A 15,723-nucleotide genomic window follows, 5' to 3' on the forward strand; every position below is an offset into this window, starting at 1 on the left:
GCCGTGTTCTCAACGATTTTCATTAAGCGCCCGAAAATGGCGTTTGTGATCTCTTTGGTCCTCACCATTATGGGGGCCATCGGATACAACGCGCTGCCGGTTGAACAATTTCCTGATATTACGCCCCCTGTGGTAAACGTTTCAGCCACCTATACCGGGGCAAACTCCGAGACGGTGGAAAACACAGTGGCTGCGCCGATTGAGGCGCAGGTGAATGGTGTGGATGACATGATTTACATGTCGTCAGACAGCACCGATACGGGATCTTACAATCTCGCAATCACGTTTGAAGTTGGGACAGACCCTGACATTGCATCTGTGAACGTGCAGAACCGCGTGGCGCAGGCGACTTCTCAGCTGCCGACCGAGGTGACGGACAGTGGGGTTGTGACGCAGAAGTCCTCCACCAACATGTTGTTGATTGTGACGTTAAGCTCGCCCAAGGGCACCTATGATGAGGTGTTCCTGTCCAACTACGCGTCGATCAATATCCGCGATGCACTGGCCCGCGTGAAAGGTGTTGGCCGTGCGGATGTGATGACGAACTTTGAGTATTCGATGCGGATGTGGATGGATCCAGACCGTATGGCGAGCCTTGGATTGACGCCCGGTGATCTGGTGACCGCCATTCGCGAACAGAACCTTGAAGTGTCTGCCGGCCAGATTGGCACGCCCCCGATCAGAACCGGTCAACAGTTTCAGTACACGATCAAATCCAAGGGCCGTTTGACGACGGTAAAAGAGTTTGAAGACATTGTCCTGCGCACCGGTGAGGCAGGCAGTATTGTGCGCATCAAAGACGTTGCGCGGGTGGAGTTGGGCTCCAGCAACTACAATGCCTCTGGTCGCGCGGACGGCAGCCCAGCAACCGTTTTGGCAATTTATCAGGCGCCGGGTGAAAACGCGCTGGCTGTCGCTGAAAAGGTGATTTCAGAGATGGATCGCCTGTCACGGGCCTTCCCCGATGATGTGACCTATGAAATTCCGTATGACAGCACGCTGTTTGTGGAACAGTCCCTGAATGACGTGGTGTCTACGCTGATCCTGACGTTCATTCTGGTGATTTCGGTTGTTTTCATCTTCCTCGGTAACCTACGGGCCACGGCGATCCCTGCGATTGCAATCCCCGTGTCTTTGATTGGTGCTTTTGCGTTCCTTCTGGCCTTTGGCATGTCGCTGAATACGATTTCGCTTTTTGCGCTGGTGTTGGCGATTGGGATCGTGGTGGATGACGCGATTGTGGTGGTTGAAAACGTTGAGCGTATCATCGCAGAGGAGGGCTTGCCCGCCGCAGAGGCCACGCGCAAGGCGATGGGGCAGATCACGGGACCAGTGATTGCCACAACGCTCGTACTGTTGGCAGTGTTTGTGCCTGTAACCTTTATGCCGGGCATAACGGGGCGTCTTTATACACAATTTGCGGTGACCATTTCCGTGGCGGTTGTGATCTCCTCGATCAACGCGTTGACACTGTCTCCGGCGTTGTGTGCCTTGATCCTGAAACCACGCAATCCGGAGGGGCCCAAGGGGCTGCTTAAGGTCTTTGAGCGAAGCGTGGATGGCGCGCGCAATGGCTATGTCGGTATCGTGCGGCGTTTGGTGCGCATTCCACTGATCGCGATCGCTGTGCTGATTGGGCTCGGTCTGAGTTCGGGGACGCTGCTGAAATCCCTGCCAGCAGGCTTTATCCCGCTTGAAGACAACGGAACCCTGTTTGTGGATGTCCAGTTGCCTGACGCGGCTTCGCTTGAACGGACAGAAACAGTGGCGTTACGTCTCAATGAGAAGCTCATGGAGGTGCCTGGCGTGATTGGGTCTGTTCAGGTGAATGGATTCAGTTTGTTGACGGGCTCTGGCTCTAACGGTGCGATGATCATCCTCAATCTGGCGCCATGGGACGAACGGCCCACTGCTGAATTGAGTGCAGATGGTATTTTGCAAAAGGTCTATGGCATCGCCAACCAAGAGATCGCGGCCAGTGTGATTGCCTTCAACCCGCCACCCATTTCTGGCTTGGGCCTGAGTGCCGGCGTTGAGATGAAGGTGCAACAGACCGGGGGAGGCACAGCGCAGGATCTTGCTGCGGCTGTGGGCTCGATCGTCTATGCGGCCAATCAACGTGACGAGATGGCACAAAGCTATTCCACATTCCGGGCCAACGTGCCGAAGGTTTTCGTGGACCTAGACCGGGAGAAAGCCAAGTCCCTGAATGTCTCAATCTCTGATGTTTTCACCACTTTGCAGGGCTACATGGGTTCTATCTATGTAAACGATTTCAACCTTTTTGGTCGTGTTTATCGGGTGATGATTCAGGCAGATGGAGACTTCCGCACACAGGTTGAAGACATCAACGCGCTCTATGTGCGCTCGCAAACCGGCGAAATGGTACCTATGGGGACCCTTGTCACTGTGCGCAATGAGTTGGGGCCTGTCGCGCTCAATCGCTACAACATGTTCCGCGCAGCCACTGTGACCGGTGTTCCCAAAGAAGGGCTCTCAACCGGGGATGCCATCCGCGTTCTGGAAGAAGAGGCGGCAACAGCGTTGCCACCGGGGTACTCCTATGAGTGGACAGGGACCGCGCAACAGCAGCAGGCCGCAGGCGGTTTGGTGATCCTGATCCTGATCATGGCTGTGGTGTTTGGCTATCTCTTCCTTGTGGCTCAGTATGAAAGCTGGACCATGCCCGTTGGTATTCTGCTTTCCGTGACTGTGGCACTCTTTGGCGCCTTGGCCGCGGTGGCTGTCTCAGGTGGGGATGTGAACCTTTACACGCAGATCGGGATGATCATGCTGATCGGTATGGCGTCCAAAAACGCCATTCTGATCGTGGAGTTCGCGATGGAGCGCCGAGCCGCTGGGCTGTCCATCCGTGAAGCAGCGATCGAAGCAGCAAGTCAGCGTTTCCGCGCTGTGATGATGACCGCCTTGTCATTCCTGCTTGGCGTTGTGCCATTGCTCGCCGCGAGTGGTGCAGGCGCGGCAAGCCAGAAAGCGATCGGCGTCGCGGTGTTTGGCGGCATGCTCGCCGCTACGGTGATTGGTGTGATATTGGTGCCGATCCTCTATGTGCTGCTGCAGGGCATGCGCGAATGGATCAAAGGCTTTGGTCGAAAAGCTGAGCCCACAGATGCAGTCTAGCGCCGTATGATATTTGCGAAAAAGGGCCGGAGTGATCTCCGGCCCTTTTTGTTGTCGGTTGCGCACGTGGACTAAACCACTTCAAACCAAGTTTTCATGCCAGCGGACTGATGAGACAGCATGTGGCAATGAAACAGCCACTTACCGGGAGGAGGGGCGACAAAGGCGATTTCGCGCGTTTCGCGTGGCTGCACCAAAAGTGTATCTTTCATCGGACCGAAACCGCCGTCTGGCAGCACCTCTTGAAAGTGCGTGCCGTGGAGATGCATCGCATGGGCAAAGGCCGTGTCATTCGCAATCGGCATGCGAACCAGTTCGCCCTGTCGCAGGGTGGCGAGCGGGGCGTCTGGCATGCCAACGATGCCGTTGAATGCCCAGACTTTTCCCTTTTGTACCAATTCACGCGTGGAGAGGTCTTCACCATCAAATGTTGCGGTTTCCATGCGGCCCATGGCACCGCCTTCCATCACCAGCGGGATCTCGCGGGCTCCTTCGAGGTCGGATAGGTAGGTGACGGGATTGGCAGGCAGCGCCTGGATTGGTCCGCGGGTGGCCACCGCATCACCTGCGAGTGGGATTTCGTGCAGCAAGTAGCCCGTGTCTCGTTCTAGAAAAACAATCTGAAGAGCCTGCGCTTCTGAAGGGTTGACGTCGAGTATCACATCGGCACGCTCTGCCGGCCCAAAGACCAGTGCGCCAAGAGCTTCGGGCGCCTGCAATGGCATGCCGTCGCGCGCTACCACTTTGCCGCTGCCACCTTGAATGGCGATGGTCATGACCCTGTCAGAGGCCACATTGACAAACCTCAATCGCACGCGCGCGTTTTTCTGCAAGGTATCAGGTGAGGGGGTCAGATGGGCGTGGACATAGTTCCCCATACGTCCGGCGTGGGTCCAGTCGTGCATGGCACCAAAGTCATCGGTGATCTGTGCGGTTTCGTCGAGGCGCCAGTCGTCCAGAACGACTACGATGTCATGCTCTACATCAGGTGGAGTGTGTTCTTTGACAACGATCACGCCGTAAAGGCCGCGCGCAACCTGTTCTGTGGATCGATTGTGTGAGTGATACCAATAGGTTCCGGCATCTTTCAAAGGAAAGGCATAATCAAATGTCTCGCCGGTTGGCACTGCATCCTGAGTGAAGCCGGGAACGCCATCCATTGCATTGGGCAGCCGCACCCCATGCCAGTGTATTGAGGTCGGTTGTGGCAGACTGTTGTGCAGCGTTTGTCGTAGGGTGTCCCCCTGTTTGAAGCGTAGGAGTGGGCCGGGGACAGTGCCTTGAAAGCCCCAGATTTCAGTTTTTGGATAGTCGCCAAATTCAGCACCAATCAATTGCATACTTGCCGCTTTGGCTTCCAGAATAGCGCTGGGAGCGTTCGCTTTCGATAGTGTGGGCAAAAGGTAAAGTGCTGCTGTGGCTTTTAGAAACCGTCTTCTAGTTACATTCATTTGCCGCTCCTGTGCTCTCAGTTTGGAATGATCGCGCTGGGTGCAAGGTAATGGATCTCTAGGCGCAGATGCCAATAACAGAGAAGTGAATGCGCTGGATGGCGAATGATTTGGGTAAAGAGGCTGCGAAAGGGCCAGAGTTGGTTCCGGTCCCTTCGCATTCGTGAGGGATCAAAGTTGAATGCGGAAGCGGGCGAAGCCGTCTGGGCCTTCACCTGCGGGCTCAATAGAGACGCCTTCGACGCTGTCGCTGTACTCCGCTGCCTTCGGCCCTGTATCAAACAGGACTGAGGTGTCGGGCAGGGGCGCAAAGGTCCAGTTGGCGTCGGCGCGGGGGCTGATGGTGCCTTTCTCTACAATGTAGCGCACGATGACGTCACGGTTGGTGTCTGGTCCTTCAAACACGATGGTGTCGCCCATAGCACCGGGGAATTTGCCGCCGCCGCCCGCGCGGTAGTTGTTGGTTGCGATGATGAATTCTGCGTTCAGGTCCAAGGGCTTGCCGTCAAACATCAGATTCACGATGCGGTTGGCATCAGCGTTGATCAGCGCGCCTTTGGGATCAAACTTTGAGGGTTGGGACAGGTCGATTTGATAGGTGACACCGTCCACCACATCAAAGTTGTAGGACGGGAAATCCGGATTCAAGAGCACCTGATCGGCTTTGCCCGGCTCCACCTGATTGAAGATCCCGGCGGAGCGCTCGAGCCAGTCTTTGACCTCTTGCCCTGTCACTTTCACCGCGCGGGCGGTGTTGGGATAGAGGTAGAGGTCGGAGACGTTTTTGATCGCCACGTCGCCCTTGGCCACGTCTGTGTAATATTCCGGGCCACCCCGGCCACCCGCCTTGAACGGCGCAGCGGCAGAGAGGATGGGAAGGCCCTCGTATTCGGTGCCTTTCATCATTTGCTCGATGTACCAGAGCTGCGCGATGGAGACGATTTGCACCGAGGGGTCATCGGCCACCAGCGCGAAGTAGCTGTGCAGTGGGGCATCGGTTTTGCCAACGGCGCGGCGCACATAGGCGAGCGTTTCGTCATGCTCTTTCTGTACGGATTTCAATACGTTCTGCTGACTTTCCACCAATGCGGTGATAGTGCGATCCTCGTTGCGCTTGGAGATCGGGCGGGCCTCTGTGCTATGGCTGACGATGCGCCATTCGTTGCCGTCGCGTTCCAGCATGAGGTCGATCAGGCCGAGGTGGGAGCCCCAGAAACCACCCATGGCGGCGGGCTTGCCCATGAGGGTGCCAGCGGCGACGTCGACGCCTGCCATGCCCTCATAAGCGGAGGAGGGGAAGACGCGGTGGTGGTGGCCGGTGAGCACGGCGTCAATGCCATCAACGGCAGCCAGTGGGACGGAGGCGTTTTCCATGCCGTCGGAGTGATCAGCTGCGCCGATGCCGGAGTGGCTGAGCGCGATAATGATGTCAGCGCCTTCTTCTTTCATCTGCGGAACAAAGGCTTGCGCGGTTTCAACGATGTCACGCGCCTGCACATTTCCCTCAAGATGACGGCGATCCCAGTTCATGACTTGGGGTGGTGTGAAGCCGATCACGCCAACTTTGATCTGATGTTTCTCACCTGCGCCATCGGTGATTTCGCGGTCCAGAATGGCGTAGGGTTTGAAGAGGGTTTTGTCCTCGCGAGCGGTGGCGCCTTGCTCCAGAGAAATGTTGGAGAGCACGGTTTCAAAGCCCGCACCGGCCATGGATTTCATAAGGAAATCAATGCCGTAATTGAACTCGTGGTTGCCGATTGTGGCTGCGTCGAAGCCCACGGCGTTCATGGCGGTGATGATGGGGTGGCTGTCGCCTTCTTTCATGCCACGTTCGTAGGCGATGTAGTCGCCCATGGGGTTGCCCTGCAGGAAATCGCCGTTGTCGATCAAGAGCGAATTTGTGGCCTCGTCGCGGATTTCTTTGATCAGGGAGGCGGTGCGGGCAAGGCCGACTGTGTCGCGCGGTTTGTCGGCGTAATAGTCATAGGGGAAAACATGCACGTGCAGATCTGTGGTCTCCATGATCCGCAGATGTGCTTGATTTGTCGAGGCTTTTGCGGAGAACGGGTGCAGCGCGATGAAGCCTGCGGTGGCACCGAGGAAATGACGGCGGGACAGGGTGAATTGAGACATGGGACCCTCGCTGTTGGAAATGAATGAGGCCCGCCAGACAGGCGCCAAGGCGGGTTTAGGGGCAATCAATAAGGTGACTGTAACAGCTATTTGACCGGGTGGATAAACTTCTGCGACGGCGGCGGATGTTTGCGCGTTAACACTTAAATTGGCGGCGGATTTGACGTCGGTATCGCGTCGGTAATGCGGCTGTATTGCGGAGGTGCGATTTTCGGGCGGCGCGGATTAATGTGGCGCGCGGCGCAACGGGGGGAGCGCGCAACACAACATGCCATGTGGGGAGGACTTAAAAACGGACTTGTTGCGGGGGGCAGAGCGCAGCCAAAGGCTGTCAAATCCCGCGAAATTTCTCCGTGGTAGGGCGGGTGTTGGGCGGTGAGTTGTGAGAGAGCGCGGTCCAATGAAACGAGAAGGCTTGCCTCCGGTCAAAGAGGCCAGCCCCCGACACTGGGTGGGGGTGAAGCCCCCTCCCTTGGGGAGGGTCGGGGGCTGGTCGGCTTCGCCGTCCGTGAAAGGGTGGTGACCGCGTGCTGCTGGTTTTCAGAAGGACGCTTTACGGTCTCGCTCACGTATTGCCGTTGCCGGTGAAGCGGGCGGCGTCTGCGGCGGCGCGGCGGATGGCGTTGGATTTGTGGACGGTCTCCATGTACTCGGCCTCCGGGTCGCTGTCATAGACAACGCCGCCGCCAGCCTGAATGTAGAGCTTTTCGTCTTTCACAATCGCGGTGCGCAGGGCGATACAGATGTCCATGTCGCCACCGGAGCTGAAGTAGCCCACACCGCCGCCATAGATGCCGCGTTTTTCCGGCTCCAGCTCGTCGATGATTTCCATGGCGCGCACTTTGGGCGCACCGGAGACGGTGCCAGCAGGCATGCCAGCAAAGAAGGCATCCAGCGCGTCTTTGTCCTCGGCCAGTTCGCCGACGACGTTGGAGACGATGTGCATCACATGGCTATACCGCTCGATGATGAATTTCTCGGTGGGGCGCACGGTGCCGACCTTGGCCACGCGGCCGGTGTCGTTGCGGCCCAGATCGAGCAGCATGAGGTGCTCGGCCAGCTCTTTCTTGTCGGCCAGCAGATCCTCTTCGAGCGCCTTGTCCTCTTCCGGCGTTGCGCCACGGGGGCGGGTGCCTGCGATCGGGCGGATGGTCACTTCGTCGCCAAAGACCCGCACGAGGATTTCGGGGCTTGCGCCCACCACCTGAAAACCGCCGAAGTTGAAGTAGAACATAAACGGCGAGGGGTTGGTGCGGCGCAGGGAACGGTAGAGCGCAAACGGCGGCTGCGGGAAATCCTGTGTCCAGCGCTGCGCGGGAACCACCTGAAAGATGTCGCCTGCCTTGATGTAGTCTTTGGCCTTCTCCACCGCGGCCATATAGCCTTCCTTGGTGAAGTTGGAGGTGGGCGGGGCCACCTCGCGCGCTTCGCCCAGATCGCGTGCGGCCTGTGGCATGGCGCGTTCCAGATCGCGCACCGCATCCATCACACGTTCGGCGGCCTGTGCATAGGCGGCTTTGGCGGATTGGCCTTCGCTGGCCCATGCGGGGGAGACCACGGTGACCTCGCCTTTCACACCATCCAGCACGGCCACCACAGAGGGGCGCAGCATGCAGGCATCGGGCAGGCCAAGCGGATCAGGGTTGATGTTTGGCAGGTGCTCAACCAGCCGGATCATATCATAGCCAAGATAGCCAAACAGACCGGCGGAGGCCTGTGGCAGATCTTCGGGTAGGTCGATGCGGCTTTCCTCAATCAGGGCGCGCAGGTTGGTGAGCGGATCGCCATCCTGTGGCGCGAAGCCATCCGGATCAAAGCGCGCAGACCGGTTGATGCGGCTGTCGGTGCCATGACATTGCCAGATCAGATCAGGCTTCATGCCGATGATGGAATAGCGCCCGCGCACCTCTCCACCGGTCACCGATTCCAGCATAAAGGCATCTTTATGCGCGCCGGTGAGCTTCAGCATGAGCGACACAGGGGTATCCAGATCGGCGGCGAGCCGGGTGTAGACAACCTGATTTTGGCCCGCCTCATAGGCGGTGGCGAAGTCTTCAAAGCTCGGGGTCAGGTCCACCTTGGCGACCTTTCTTATTGGAACTGCGCGTGCACTGCATTCAGTGCCTGCTGATTGATCTCTGCCGGATACATCGCTTGCAGCGCCTCGGCATAAGCCTGGAACATGTCCTGAGACACGCCGCTGGCCAGCTGCGTGGTGATGCGCGATTTGAGGGCGGCGATTTCTGGCTCGTCGTTCGCTGGCTCGGTGATGGCATCAAGGCGCACAAGGATCACGCCGTTTGCGCTGTCAAGGACGCGGATCTCACCGGTTTCCATTTCGAACACGGAGGACAGGAAGTTTGCCGGGGTGCCGGGAATGAAGCCGCCGCGATCCATGCCGGTTTCCTCAACCGCGGTGAAGCCGAAGGAGGCGATTTCGGTGCCTTCGGACAGACGTGGCATTAGCCCGTCAACGAGCGCTTTCAGCGCGTCGGCTGTGCGCTCTGCTGTGACGGCTGCGGCTGCGGCCTCTGTCACATCTTCGAGCGGGGCCGGGTGGGCCTCGGTTTCGCCGTCAAGGCGCAGGGCAAAGATGCCGCCATCTTCAAGCACTTCGATCTGTGGGAAGTCGCTGTCTGTCACAGCGGAGGCGGTGGCGCGGAAGCCCTCGTAGCCTGCAAGCGGGTGATCGACGGCGCTGTGCCAATCGACGCTGCCGAGTTGCATATCGGTTTCGTCAATCAGCTCTTCGAGGGTGGCGCCTGCGGCGAGCAGATCATCGATGTCGGTGATCTGGGTTTCAATCAGACGGCGGGCGCGGTCTGCGGCGAGCTCATCACGCAGGATGGCGCTGGCGTCTTCGAAGCTGGTGTTTTGTGCAGGCAGGATGCCGTTCACGCGGAAGAGCGCCGGGCCAAGGTCGGATGGCACGGGGCCTGCAACGCCGCCCACGGGGGTGAGGAACACGGCTTCGCCCGCGGCGCTGAGCTCAGCTTTGGTCACGTCGCCCATATCCACATCTGCAAGGTCAAGACCACGGCCTTCGACCAGTGCTTCAAAGGTTGCGGTGCCTGCGGTGATTTCCGCGAGCGCGGCTTCGGCGGCGGCTTCATCGCCAAAGGCGAGGCGCTCCACCAGACGGCGCTCCGGGCGGTTGAATTCAGCGTCACGCTCTTCATAGAGCGCCTGAAGCGCGGTTTCGTCGATTTCGACCTGATCGATGATCATGTCCGGGCTGAGCCATGCATAGGTGATCTGACGGGTGGCGGGCACCATGAAGCTGTCCTGATTGGCCTCATAGTAGGCGGCGATGTCGGCCTCCGATGGGGTCTCAACTGGGCGGGTCAGGTTCTCTGCGCTGAGCTGGGCCCAAGTGAAATCACGCTCTTCGGCGATGTAGGAAATCACAGCATCGGCGTAGGCGTCCGACATGTTGAGGCCGGAGACAACTGCGCCTTGCAGCAGGCTGCGGGCGGTGTCCTCGCGCACGCTGTCTTCGAATTCGGATTCGCTCATGCCTGCCTGATCGATGGCAAAGCTGTAGGCATCGCGATCAAAGGAGCCATCAAGGCCCTGAAAGGCGGGGATGTTGAGCAGCTCACTGCGCAGGTTTTCGTCGCCGATGGAGAGACCAAGGCGGTCGTTTTCCGCATCAAGTGAGCGGGTGGTGGCGAGGCGGGACAGCACGAGACGGTCAATGCCGAAAGCCTGTGCCTGCACGAACGGCAGCGACTGGCCGGTCTGTGCCTCAAGGGCGCGCAGCTCTTCCTGAAGGGCGCGGGCGTAGGCATCCACGGAGATGTCTTTGTCGCCCACAGAGCCGACGGAATGCACGGTGCCTGTGAGGCTGGTTGCGCCAAAGCCACCCAAGCCCAGAATGAGCAGGCCCATGAGAATCCAGACCGCTGTTTTAGAGGTTTTGCTCTGCGCCATGTCGGTTGTCCGCCCTGTGATCGTTCAAGTTTCTGAGGGCAAGGTCTACGCGGTTGGGGCAGGGGGGGCAAGCCACATTGGCCTGCCCGGAGGTGCAGAGTGCGCGCTCAGTAGGCGACCGTTGCGAGGCGGTCAAAAAGCACGCCGATTTCGTCGCGATCGACATTGGCAAAGGCGATGCGCAGGGTGCGGGCGGCGTCCGGATCCTCCTCGGGCATGAACATGGTACCTGGCAGGGTGAGGATGGCGTGGTCACGCACAAGCCTTTGGGCGAGATCGTCACTGGCCAAATCGAAAGGATGTTCGAAATAGGCAAAATATGCGCCCACACCACGCAGTTTCCAGCCATTTTTGTCGATTTTTGGTAGGTTTTCGGTGATAGCGGCACGGCGATCAAGGATCTCTTCGCGCTCTTCTGACAGCCAATCGGACAGGTTTTGCATGCCCCAGAGGGCCGCATGCTGGCCAAGCTGGTTGGGGCAGATGGCGACGGTGTCCAGAAACTTCTCGGCCTCCGCCAAAAGCTGGGAGCTGCTGACCATAGCGCCCACACGATGACCGGTGAGACGGTAGGCTTTGGAGAAAGAATAGAGGTGGATCAGCGTGTCCGCCCAATCGGGGTCAGAAAACAGGTCATGCGGCGCGCCGTCACGAGAATCAAAGTCGCGATAGGTTTCATCCACGATCAGACGCAGCCCATGGGCCTTGGCGAGATCATACATCTCCCGCACAAGGGACGCTGGATACTCCACACCGCCCGGATTGTTGGGGGTGACCAGCACAATGGCGCGCGTGCGCGGGGTGATCAGCGGCGCGGCTTGCGCCACATCAGGGAGAAGTGCCGCGCCTGTTTTGAGCGGCACAGCGGTGACGCCCTGCATGTCGAGCCACATTTTATGATTGAAATACCAAGGGGTTGGAACGATAACTTCATCCCCTTCGCTGGCAATTGCGGCAAGCGCTGCGCTGAAGGCTTGATTGCAGCCGGAGGTGATTGCCACCTGATCTGGTGCAATTTCTGCGCCATAGGCCGCGCTCCACTGGCTGGCCACTTCGGCGCGCAACTCTGGCAGCCCGAGCACCGGGCCGTAGAGATGAGCCTCCGCCACGTTCAGTGCCGTGTCGGCAATGTGGCGGCGCAGCGCCTCTGGCGGCGGGGCAACGGGCGCAGCCTGGCTGACGTTGATGAGCGGTTTCTCCTCTGAGAAACGCACGTCCTCAAGCCAGCGCCGGGCCTCCATTACGGGCGGGGCAAAGGTGGCGTTGGTGCGAGACACGGTCATGGCGGCATCCTGAAATCTGTGGTGAGGCCGCCCTATGTGCGAGAGGCGGGAGGATCAGCGGCTTTCCTGCAGAAAAGCCGCCAATGCAAGGATGTGCAAGCAGATGTTTGCCTGAGCGCGTGCGATAGTCAGGATCGGCAGATTTATGGGCTAAGTGGCCTTCCTCTTGCTCAAAATATCCCGGGGGAGTCCCGTCTGTGATGGGGCGGGGGCAGCGCCCCCTTTCACACGCCTCCCCAGACACAGGGCGGCAGATCCTCAAAGATCAGTCGGTGCCGCGATAGGGCTCAACATATTGCAGGGCCATATCCCACGGGAAGAAGATCCATGTGTCCTGGCTGACACCGGTGATGAAAGTGTCGACCTGAGGCTCGCCCTGTGGCTTTGCGTAGACGGTGGCGAAATGCGCCTTGGGGTAGGTCTCACGGACGAGCTCCAGCGTTTTGCCGGAATCCACCAGATCGTCGATGATCAGCACGCCTTCGCCGTCGCCCATCAGCGCGGCATCTGGCGCTTTCAGGATTTCGGCCTCGCGGCGCTGGTCAGCTTTGCCGCCGCCGGAGTGGTAGGATTTCACGGAAATGGTGTCGACCACACGGATGTCGAGCTCGCGCGCCACAATCATCGCAGGCGCCATGCCACCACGGGTGATCGCGACAATTGCGCGCCATGCGCCATCATCAGGGCCTTTGCCGTCCAGACGCCACGCCAATGCCCGGCTGTCGCGGTGGATTTGATCCCAGCTGATGTGGAAACCTTTTTCGTGTGGCAGACGCTCGCTCATGGTGGACTCACCCCTTTGTGGCAGATTTCGGCTCTTCTAGCAGAAGCGCTTTGCTGCGCAAACCGTTTGATTGTTGTGGTTATGGCGTGACGACATAGCGGCCATCTTGCACAGAAATGGCTGGTGGTTGATGGCTGCTGGCAAAGCTGTGGTAGGCGGGGGCGAGACTGTGCCAGTAGCTTTCCCAACGGTGGCCAGAGGCTTTGGCGAGCCGCGCCTGTGTGGGACGGAAAGGGAAGGCGTGGACCGGCACAAAAGCCTGCCCGCCCTTCAGCGCGGCCTCTACGGTGACATAGATTTCTTCGATCATGGGATCGGTCATCGCGTAGCAGCCAACAGAGACACAATCTCCGTGCACCATAAGATAGCTGCCGGTGCGCCCCTGCGCGCGGTCATAGCGGTTGGGGAAGCCCAGATTGAACGACAGATGAAACCGGCTGTTTGGGTTGAGCGCGGCTTTGTCCACGCGGTAGAAGCCCTCGGGTGATTGGCGGTCGCCTTCTTTCAACTTGGGGCCAAGCGCGCCGGAATGGTTGCAGATTGGGTAGGATCTGAAGAGCTGGTATGGGCCCGCCTCTGATTTTAGCCAGAGTTCGAGGGTTTTTTCTTCTTTAAAGATGCGGATGTAGGTTGGTGCCCCAAGGCGGGTGCCTGCATCGGCCATGGCTTTGCTGAGGCGCGGCGTCTGGTAGGCGCGGATTTCAGAAATGCCAGAAAGCGGAGATCGCAGATCAGGTTTCAGTGTCGGGATTTGCGGCGTGTATTGGATGGCAAGCACCGCAAGCGCGCTGCATGCCACAAAGATCGCCAAGAGGCGGCGCATCAAAGCGCTGCGATTTTTATGCCGAGCGCGGCCAGAAGCCCGCCAAAGATGCGGTCAATCCAGTGCTTTAGGCCGACATAGACCTCACGTGTTTTGCTGAAAGAAAACAGGCGCGCCACGGCGGTATTCCAGAGAAACTCTCCGAGGAAAATACACAGGAGCACAAGCGCCAGCGCCGGGGGCGTTGCGTCGCTTGGCACGGTGCCGACAAAGACCGCGCCAAAGAACACGGCGGGCTTTGGATTGGCGAGCTGTGTCCAGATGCCAAGGCGGAAGGCTGACCATAGCGTGGGCAGGGCGGCGGCGTCTTCGCCGTCTTCCAGAGGCACATCTGCGGTGCGCCACATTTTAATCGCGGTCCAGATCAGGAAGGCGGCGCCGCCGATTTTCAGCGCGGTCAGCAGGAAAGGCGCATATTCAAAAAGCAACGCCAGACCGAAGAGGGCGGCGGCGGCCCAGAAAACCGCGCCAAGGCCGATGCCAGCGGCCAGCGCGGCACCGGTTTTCAGGCCATCACGCAGCCCTACGCGCGCTGCCATCAAAACGGCAGGCCCGGGGCTGATCGCAGCCATCAGGCAGAGCGAGATGGTCGCGATAAAGGCAGCGAGGCTCATTTGCGGCCCACCACAGCGTCGATGTCAGGCGCATCCACAGCTTTCATGCCAACCACATGGTAGCCCGCGTCGACGTGCAGGTTTTCGCCGGTCACGCCACTGCCCAAATCAGACAGAAGATAGAGCGCAGAGTTGCCCACATCCTCAATAGACACATTGCGGCGCAGGGGCGAATTCAGCTCGTTCCATTTCAGGATGTAGCGGAAATCGCCAATGCCGGACGCGGCTAGCGTTTTGATCGGGCCTGCGGAAATTGCGTTTACGCGAATGCCGTCTTTGCCGAGGTCTTCGGCCAGATATTTGACAGAGGCCTCAAGCGCGGCTTTGGCCACACCCATGACATTATAATGTGGCATCACCTGCTCAGCGCCATAATAGGTGAGGGTAAGGGCGGAGCCGCCATCTTTCATGAGTTTTTCGGCACGCTGCATCACCGAGGTGAAGGAGTAGACCGAGATGTCCATGGTCATCAGGAAGTTGTCCTTGGACGTGTCGACATAGCGGCCGCGCAGCTCGTTTTTGTCCGAAAAGCCAATGGCGTGAACGATAAAATCGAGTTTGCCCCATTTGGCTTCGATTTCGGCAAACGCCGCATCGACGGAGGCCGCATCAGACACATCACAATCAATCAGTGTGTCCACGCCCAACTGATCGGCCAGTGGCCCGACGCGTTTCTTGAAGGCTTCGCCCATGTAAGAAAAGGCCAGTTCCGCGCCCGCATCGGCGCAGGCCTTGGCAATGCCCCACGCGATGGATTTGTCGTTGGCGAGGCCCATTATCAGGCCACGTTTGCCTGCCATGAGTTGATTTGACATACCGCACTCCCAGTCCCAAATCGTTGTTGCTGACCTTTAGGCGATTGCGCATGGTGCATCAAGAGCTTCACAAAGCAGCTAATCGGCACCATATGCGGTGTGGCCCTAAGGCGAGCGGAGAGAATAGATGACAGACCGTACCGGGATATTTGCGGGCGATGACCCGTTTGAGATTGCACGGTCTTGGCTGAAAGAGGCCGAGAAGAGCGAACCCAATGATCCGAATGCGATTGCCTTGTCGACGGTGGATGCCACTGGCATGCCCAATGCGCGGATGGTGTTGTTGAAAGATGTCGAAGAGGATGCTTTCGTTTTTTACACCAACTACGGCAGTGCAAAGGCCCAGGAAGTGGAAAGCGCCGGTGCGGCGGCCTTTGTGATGCATTGGAAGAGTCTGCGCCGCCAGATCCGTGTCCGCGGACACGTTGTACGCGAAGAGGGCCCAAAGGCAGATGCATATTTTGAGTCGCGCAGTCTCAAAAGTCGGCTGGGGGCCTGGGCGTCAAAACAGTCCCATCCGCTCGGATCGCGGGCCGAATTGATGGCAAAAGTGGCAAAAATCACCGCGCAACATGGCACAAGCCCGAAACGGCCTGATTTTTGGGGGGGATTCCGGATTAATCCCATTGAAATAGAGTTCTGGGCGGATGGTGCATTTCGTTTGCATGATCGCTTTCGTTGGACGCGCGAAACGCCTGAAAAACAGTGGGAAATTGCCCGCTTGAACCCATAGTCATCACAGCAAT

Annotated in this window: 11 protein-coding genes; 2 read left to right on the forward strand and 9 right to left on the reverse strand. The window is 58.7% G+C overall.

The features are described from left to right. Window positions 1-3 precede the first annotated feature (3 nt). Entirely contained in the window at window positions 4-3,141 is a 3,138-nt protein-coding gene (locus PJL69_RS16905; RefSeq protein WP_271310718.1) for an efflux RND transporter permease subunit, read from the forward strand. Between the two features lie 71 nt (window positions 3,142-3,212). Here PJL69_RS16905 and PJL69_RS16910 read toward each other — a convergent pair whose 3' ends face one another. The 9 genes from PJL69_RS16910 to fabI all read right to left on the reverse strand — a co-directional run bounded on the left by PJL69_RS16910 (window position 3,213) and on the right by fabI (window position 14,977). Next, the gene (locus tag PJL69_RS16910) at window positions 3,213-4,592 is read right to left on the reverse strand and encodes a multicopper oxidase family protein (RefSeq protein ID WP_271310719.1); all 1,380 of its coding nucleotides are present in this window, start codon (window positions 4,590-4,592) and stop codon (window positions 3,213-3,215) included. Between the two features lie 171 nt (window positions 4,593-4,763). Then, entirely contained in the window at window positions 4,764-6,725 is a 1,962-nt protein-coding gene (locus PJL69_RS16915) for a bifunctional 2',3'-cyclic-nucleotide 2'-phosphodiesterase/3'-nucleotidase (RefSeq protein WP_271310720.1), read from the reverse strand. A 565-nt stretch (window positions 6,726-7,290) separates the two neighbouring features. After that, complete coding sequence (gene trpE, locus PJL69_RS16920; RefSeq protein ID WP_271310721.1) at window positions 7,291-8,802, reverse strand: anthranilate synthase component I; 1,512 nt, start codon at window positions 8,800-8,802, stop codon at window positions 7,291-7,293. A gap of 14 nt (window positions 8,803-8,816) precedes the next feature. Next, window positions 8,817-10,658, reverse strand: a complete 1,842-nt coding sequence (locus tag PJL69_RS16925) for a peptidylprolyl isomerase (protein WP_271310722.1) — start codon at window positions 10,656-10,658, stop codon at window positions 8,817-8,819. A gap of 107 nt (window positions 10,659-10,765) precedes the next feature. Then, window positions 10,766-11,941 (reverse strand): aminotransferase, encoded by a 1,176-nt coding sequence (locus tag PJL69_RS16930; RefSeq protein WP_271310723.1) that lies wholly within the window; start codon window positions 11,939-11,941, stop codon window positions 10,766-10,768. A 265-nt stretch (window positions 11,942-12,206) separates the two neighbouring features. Continuing rightward, window positions 12,207-12,725: a xanthine phosphoribosyltransferase gene (gene gpt / locus PJL69_RS16935; RefSeq protein WP_271310724.1), complete on the reverse strand. Its 519-nt coding sequence runs from the start codon at window positions 12,723-12,725 to the stop codon at window positions 12,207-12,209. Window positions 12,726-12,804: 79 nt separating this feature from the next. Continuing rightward, window positions 12,805-13,548, reverse strand: coding sequence for a L,D-transpeptidase family protein (locus PJL69_RS16940; RefSeq protein ID WP_271310725.1), 744 nt, complete (start codon window positions 13,546-13,548; stop codon window positions 12,805-12,807). After that, window positions 13,548-14,162: a LysE family translocator gene (locus tag PJL69_RS16945; RefSeq protein ID WP_271310726.1), complete on the reverse strand. Its 615-nt coding sequence runs from the start codon at window positions 14,160-14,162 to the stop codon at window positions 13,548-13,550. Before PJL69_RS16945 ends, PJL69_RS16940 begins: the two co-directional genes overlap by 1 nt. Continuing rightward, window positions 14,159-14,977 (reverse strand): enoyl-ACP reductase FabI, encoded by an 819-nt coding sequence (fabI, locus tag PJL69_RS16950; protein ID WP_209099295.1) that lies wholly within the window; start codon window positions 14,975-14,977, stop codon window positions 14,159-14,161. The genes PJL69_RS16945 and fabI overlap by 4 nt, the downstream gene beginning before the upstream one ends. Before the next feature lie 127 nt (window positions 14,978-15,104). On the opposite strand from fabI, the gene pdxH reads away from it, so the two are divergent. Further along, a complete protein-coding gene (pdxH, locus tag PJL69_RS16955) occupies window positions 15,105-15,710 on the forward strand; it encodes a pyridoxamine 5'-phosphate oxidase (RefSeq protein ID WP_209099297.1) in 606 nt (201 codons plus the stop codon). Window positions 15,711-15,723: the final 13 nt, after the last annotated feature.

This window comes from Shimia sp. MMG029, from assembly GCF_027947445.1.
Taxonomy (GTDB): domain Bacteria; phylum Pseudomonadota; class Alphaproteobacteria; order Rhodobacterales; family Rhodobacteraceae; genus Shimia.

Excerpts from the sequence above, each read along its gene's own strand:
- PJL69_RS16910 (WP_271310719.1), bottom strand. The coding sequence starts at position 4,592 with ATGAATGTAACTAGAAGACGGTTTCTAAAAGCCACAGCAGCACTTTAC.
- PJL69_RS16915 (WP_271310720.1), bottom strand. The coding sequence starts at position 6,725 with ATGTCTCAATTCACCCTGTCCCGCCGTCATTTCCTCGGTGCCACCGCA.
- gpt (WP_271310724.1), bottom strand. The coding sequence starts at position 12,725 with ATGAGCGAGCGTCTGCCACACGAAAAAGGTTTCCACATCAGCTGGGAT.
- fabI (WP_209099295.1), bottom strand. The coding sequence starts at position 14,977 with ATGTCAAATCAACTCATGGCAGGCAAACGTGGCCTGATAATGGGCCTC.
- PJL69_RS16930 (WP_271310723.1), bottom strand. The coding sequence starts at position 11,941 with ATGACCGTGTCTCGCACCAACGCCACCTTTGCCCCGCCCGTAATGGAG.
- PJL69_RS16940 (WP_271310725.1), bottom strand. The coding sequence starts at position 13,548 with ATGCGCCGCCTCTTGGCGATCTTTGTGGCATGCAGCGCGCTTGCGGTG.
- PJL69_RS16925 (WP_271310722.1), bottom strand. The coding sequence starts at position 10,658 with ATGGCGCAGAGCAAAACCTCTAAAACAGCGGTCTGGATTCTCATGGGC.
- pdxH (WP_209099297.1), top strand. The coding sequence starts at position 15,105 with ATGACAGACCGTACCGGGATATTTGCGGGCGATGACCCGTTTGAGATT.
- PJL69_RS16945 (WP_271310726.1), bottom strand. The coding sequence starts at position 14,162 with ATGAGCCTCGCTGCCTTTATCGCGACCATCTCGCTCTGCCTGATGGCT.